Below are 4,970 nucleotides of genomic sequence, written 5' to 3'. Positions count from 1 at the left end.
ATTTCTGCAATTGTCTTATTTTTAAAACCTTGAAAGTGCTTTAAAACAACAGAATATCGTTTATACATTCGTACATTTTTAGTCTTTTTCATTGCTGATTCTAGTTCTAATATTGCATTTTGATTATTTTTTATAATAACCATTTGAATCACCTCACAAAATAAATATAGATTTATTTTGTGCAAACTCATCGAATAATATAAAGCTGTTTTGCCAAGCTATGAATTTTATTAATTAGAACTTATATATTAAAGTCATTTACATCTTTCTTTAAATCTGGCATTAGTAGATGGGTATATCTTTCAGTTACTAAAAGATTGCTATGACCTAAATATCGTTGCAATTTAGTAATATCTCCGTTATTTCTGATATATAATGTTGCATAAGTATGCCTCCAACGATGCAAACCAGTAGAACATCCTCTTTTCCTATTATAATGTCGCATATTTAATGCTAAAGTTGCCCTATTAGATTGTTTTCCATAGGTATTACAGAATAAATATTCTACGGTTTCTCCCTGTCTTACCTTTAAATACTCTCTAAGTATTCTTAATATATCCTTATTTAAAGGTAATATTAGAGACTTTCTATTTTTTGTATGCATTACTTTTAATAACTCATTATCAAAATCTATATCTTGTATTTTTATATTTATAAGACTACTTAATCTAATTGCCGTTGATGCTAACAAACAACTAATAGTCCAACATTGAAACTCTGTAAAATTACATTTCTTCATATTGGGCTTCTTTAACAGTTTTTTTATCTCAGTATCTTTATAAATTTCTACTGGACTAATATCTACTTTAGGAGATTCTATTTTAAACCTTTTAATCCATTCTGCATCCATAAAAAAATGTAATACTGTTATCAAATCTTTTGTGTAAGAACAAATTGTTTGTGATGTTATATCTCTTTTTTTTAAATTAACTATAAAGTCATCTACAGTTTTTTTATTTATAGTTGAAATATCTGTTGCTGGCTCTATATATTTTACAAATATCCTATACGATTTTCTGTAGTGTAATATAGTGTCTTCTCGCAGATTTCTACTTTTGCAGTTGAAAATAAAATCTTCAAAAGCTTCTGCAAAAGTCTTGTTTTTTTGGTTCATTTTTATCAATTTTTTAGCCATAAAAATAATCGCCATCCTTTCAAATTTAATAAATAAGATGACGATTATATTTAATCCTTGCATACTATCCCGTTTTATAAAGACTTTTTAATAATTCAATTTCTTTTCCGTGACCTTCAAGCTCATTTGGTGTCTCAAGAAAAAATGGCAAATCACGTAGTTTAGGATGATTGATAATATTAGAAATTGCATCTAAACCAAGAGAGCCTTCTCCAATTTTTGCATGTCTATCCTTATGGCTCTCAAATACATTCATGCTATCATTTAAATGTATGGCTAATAGTTTATCTAAGCCAATTATTTTATCAAATTGTTCTAAAACTCCATCTAAATCATTAACAATGTCATATCCAGCATCATATACATGACAAGTATCAAGACATATTCCCATTTTATTAGATAATTTCACACGCTTTAATATTTCTTGTAATTCCTCAAAAGTACGCCCAACTTCAGTACCTTTACCCGCCATTGTTTCTAGTAATACAGTGGTAGTTTGCTCTGGTTTCAATACTTCATTTAACAGATCAGAAATGTACTTTATCCCAACCTCTACACCTTGCTTAATATGGCTGCCTGGGTGAAAATTATAAAAGCTATTTGGTGTATATTCCATTCTATTTAAATCATCTTCCATTACTTCTTTTGCAAAATTTCTCGTCTTTTCATCTGCTGAACAAGCATTTAAGGTATAAGGTGCATGAGCTAATATTGTAGCAAAATTATTTTCCTTTGCAAGCTCCAAGAATTCTGCTATATCCTCTTCATCAATATCCTTTGCCTTACTTCCTCTTGGATTTCGAGTGAAAAATTGAAATGTATTTCCGCCTATTTGAAGGGCTTGTTTTCCCATATTTTTAAAGCCTTTTGAAGTTGATAAGTGACATCCTATTTTTAGCATAAATTAACCTCCTGAAGTTTATTATTATCAACTTAAACATTAACATATTTAAAGAATATATGCTATTTTTTAATTTCTTTCATTCCGAAATTGATATGGTGTAAGTTGTGTATTTTTCTTAAATGACTTACTAAAATAGTTCCCGCAGGAAAATCCACACTTTAAAGCAATCTTATTTACAGACAGATCTGTATTTTGAAGCAGATGCATTGCATGCTGCATCCTAAGGTTTGTAAGATATTTTATTGGATTTATTCCGGTTTCCTTAGTAAATTCTCTAGTAAAGTGGCTTAAGGAAATCCTAAATTCTTCTGCTAAGATATTAATACCATCAAGTTTAGAAAATTCATTTTCCATTTTTTCAATTGCAAGTCTTGTTCTAGTAGAATAATCTTCTTTATTATATGCTACTTTTCTACATAATAAACATAAAAAGTGGAATACCATTTCACTTCCTACAAAAGGCTGAATAAACATTCCCTTACTTAAATTTTCATGAAACTTTAATAAATACTGTATTACACTGCTATTTTCTGAAAGTGTAATAACTTTTCCCATCTTGTGTATTATCTTATCATAATATGGCTTTACAGCAGTTCCTTCAAAATGAATATATAAAATTTGCCATCCATTTTCATCTAACCCATGGGGACAATAATATTTTTCATTAGCAGGAATTTCAGTAAAAAATGCCTGACCCGATTCAATTCGATATACTTGATTATTTGTTTCAAATATTCCATGCCCTCTTAATGTATATTGAAACAAATATCCTTTTATATCTCTAGAATTATTATCAAAATAATAATCCGGAGTGTTTCGCTTTTCAATCCCCATATCTTTTAATTTAAATGGTGGATTCTGAATTTCATCAAAAAAAACAAAACCATAAGTTCCAAATTTATATAACATCAAAAATTCACCCTTTTTATCAATTTATTGCCCTTGTAACATATCTAAACACTGTAATATACTAAATACAAAGTATCATATCTCCATATGATTGTACAGTATAATTACATCAAAAAACTACTTTATGAAAATATAAAAACTATTTTTGCTTTAATGAAATATTTTTTTATTATACGAACTTTAATAATTTTGCTGTTATATAAGTTTTAATTTTAATTAAATTTTTATAGTTAAAATATATACAATAATTAAGTATATGTAATTTATCTATTAGAGCATATACATTAACTTTAGAAAAATCTGTTGATTTTTTAATTTTTATTTAGAGAAAGGATTTTATATTATGTTACTAAAAAACACATTTGCAAAAACTCCACCAATGGGATGGAATAGTTATGATTATTATGACACTGCAGTAAATGAAGCTCAAGTGAGAGCAAATGCTGAATATATGGCAAAACACTTGAAAACTTATGGATATGAGTATGTAGTTGTAGATATTCAATGGTCTGATCCTAATGCTGGTACTGATAGAAAAAACTATCAATATATAAATTTTAGTCATTTTACTATAGATGAATATTCTAGACAACTACCTGCTGAAAACCGCTTTCCTTCTTCAAAAAATGATGCTGGCTTCCGTCCTCTTGCAGATTATATCCATAGTTTAGGCTTAAAATTTGGTATTCATATTATGAGAGGGATTCCTAGATATGCTGCACACATGCATTTGAAAATTAAAGGTTCTGATGTAACTGCTGATAAAATTGCTAATCCTTATTCTGTATCTAAATGGAATCCAGATATGTATGGCGTTGATTATCAAAAATCTGGAGCTCAAGAATACTATAATTCAATTTTTGAATTATATGCTGAGTGGGGTGTTGATTTTGTAAAGGTTGATGATATATGCAATACTAATTTCTATACTGATAATCCATATTCAGGTGAAAAAGAAATTGAAATGATTCATAAGGCAATTTTAAATTCTGGGCGAGATATGATTTTAAGTCTTTCACCTGGTCCGGCTGTAATTGAAAAAGCCTGGCACTTAGAAAAGTATGCAAATATGTGGCGTATTACTGATGATTTTTGGGATAACTGGGATTTACTCAAAAATATGTTTGAACGTTGTGAAGTCTGGCAAAATCATGTGTCAACAGGCTGCTACCCTGATTGTGACATGATTCCAGTGGGATGGCTAGGTAAGGGGTTTGGTCAAGAGCGTTATACTAACTTTACTCTTGATGAGCAAATTACCTTAATGACACTTTGGTGTATTTTCCGTTCTCCTTTGATGCTTGGGGCTAAATTAACAAAACTTGATGAACAAACTTTAGAACTGCTAACAAATGATGAAGTTCTCCATTTAATAAGTAATTCATATGGAGCAATTCAGATAGAACGTGATAATAATCATGTTATATGGTTTAGTAGAGATAATTATGATCAAAGTAGTTATGTAGCTATGTTTAACTTATCTGATAAAAAGCAAAATTTAAGTATTTCCTTAGAAGAACTTGGAATTAATTCAAAAGTATCCGTACGTAATTTATGGACTCATAAGGATTTAAATCCTGCTGATACTATAATTCTTGCTGAATTACCTGTACATGGTGCAGTACTTTATAAATTAAGTGATATTTTATAAATTTTTCTAAAAAACAAATGACAACCTGATAAGTATTTTTTCAACTTTTTTCCTTTACATTTTTATGGGAAATACGCCTTTTCTAAGTTTAAAAGGCGTATTTTTTATTTAATCTTGTATAAATTTATTCATGCAAAGTTATCTTTTAATTCTTTATACATCACCAACTAGAACAAAACCATCTAACCATGTTAATTCACTATCTATCATAAATTGAATATTCCAAGGTTTACTTTCATTTTACCAATTAATTATATTTTATCAAACTTATAAATTCAATTACTTTATAAATTTTAGTAAAATAATTTTCTTTATAAAATCTACTATTTCAGTAATTACTATAATCATAAAATTATTATAATAAAAGATAC

4 protein-coding genes are annotated in these 4,970 nt (G+C 28.1%); 1 reads left to right on the top strand and 3 read right to left on the bottom strand.

Annotated elements, in window-relative coordinates:
- Positions 1-241: 241 nt before the first annotated feature.
- From CLPUN_RS04170 to CLPUN_RS04160, 3 genes are all read right to left on the bottom strand, one after another.
- Positions 242-1,114: a tyrosine-type recombinase/integrase gene (locus tag CLPUN_RS04170; RefSeq protein ID WP_207652740.1), complete on the bottom strand. Its 873-nt coding sequence runs from the start codon at positions 1,112-1,114 to the stop codon at positions 242-244.
- 85 nt (positions 1,115-1,199) lie between these two features.
- Positions 1,200-2,036 carry a deoxyribonuclease IV gene (locus CLPUN_RS04165; protein WP_077846113.1) on the bottom strand — a complete coding sequence of 279 codons (837 nt, stop codon included), beginning with the start codon at positions 2,034-2,036 and terminating at the stop codon, positions 1,200-1,202.
- Between the two features lie 69 nt (positions 2,037-2,105).
- On the bottom strand, positions 2,106-2,948 hold the full coding sequence (locus CLPUN_RS04160; protein WP_077846112.1) for an AraC family transcriptional regulator: 843 nt from the start codon (positions 2,946-2,948) through the stop codon (positions 2,106-2,108).
- Between the two features lie 343 nt (positions 2,949-3,291).
- Between CLPUN_RS04160 and CLPUN_RS04155 the strand changes: the two genes are divergently transcribed.
- Positions 3,292-4,599 carry a glycoside hydrolase family 27 protein gene (locus tag CLPUN_RS04155; RefSeq protein WP_077846111.1) on the top strand — a complete coding sequence of 436 codons (1,308 nt, stop codon included), beginning with the start codon at positions 3,292-3,294 and terminating at the stop codon, positions 4,597-4,599.
- Positions 4,600-4,970: the final 371 nt, after the last annotated feature.

The sequence above is a fragment of the Clostridium puniceum genome (assembly GCF_002006345.1).
Classification (GTDB): Bacteria; Bacillota; Clostridia; order Clostridiales; family Clostridiaceae; genus Clostridium; species Clostridium puniceum.
Note: the sequence above shows the minus strand (reverse complement) of the source record. Positions and strands in the feature narration are given on the sequence as shown.

Bases quoted from the DNA above. Each gene is read 5' to 3' on its own strand.
- CLPUN_RS04155 (WP_077846111.1), top strand. From the start codon at position 3,292: ATGTTACTAAAAAACACATTTGCAAAAACTCCACCAATGGGATGGAAT.
- CLPUN_RS04160 (WP_077846112.1), bottom strand. From the start codon at position 2,948: ATGTTATATAAATTTGGAACTTATGGTTTTGTTTTTTTTGATGAAATT.
- CLPUN_RS04170 (WP_207652740.1), bottom strand. From the start codon at position 1,114: ATGAACCAAAAAAACAAGACTTTTGCAGAAGCTTTTGAAGATTTTATT.
- CLPUN_RS04165 (WP_077846113.1), bottom strand. From the start codon at position 2,036: ATGCTAAAAATAGGATGTCACTTATCAACTTCAAAAGGCTTTAAAAAT.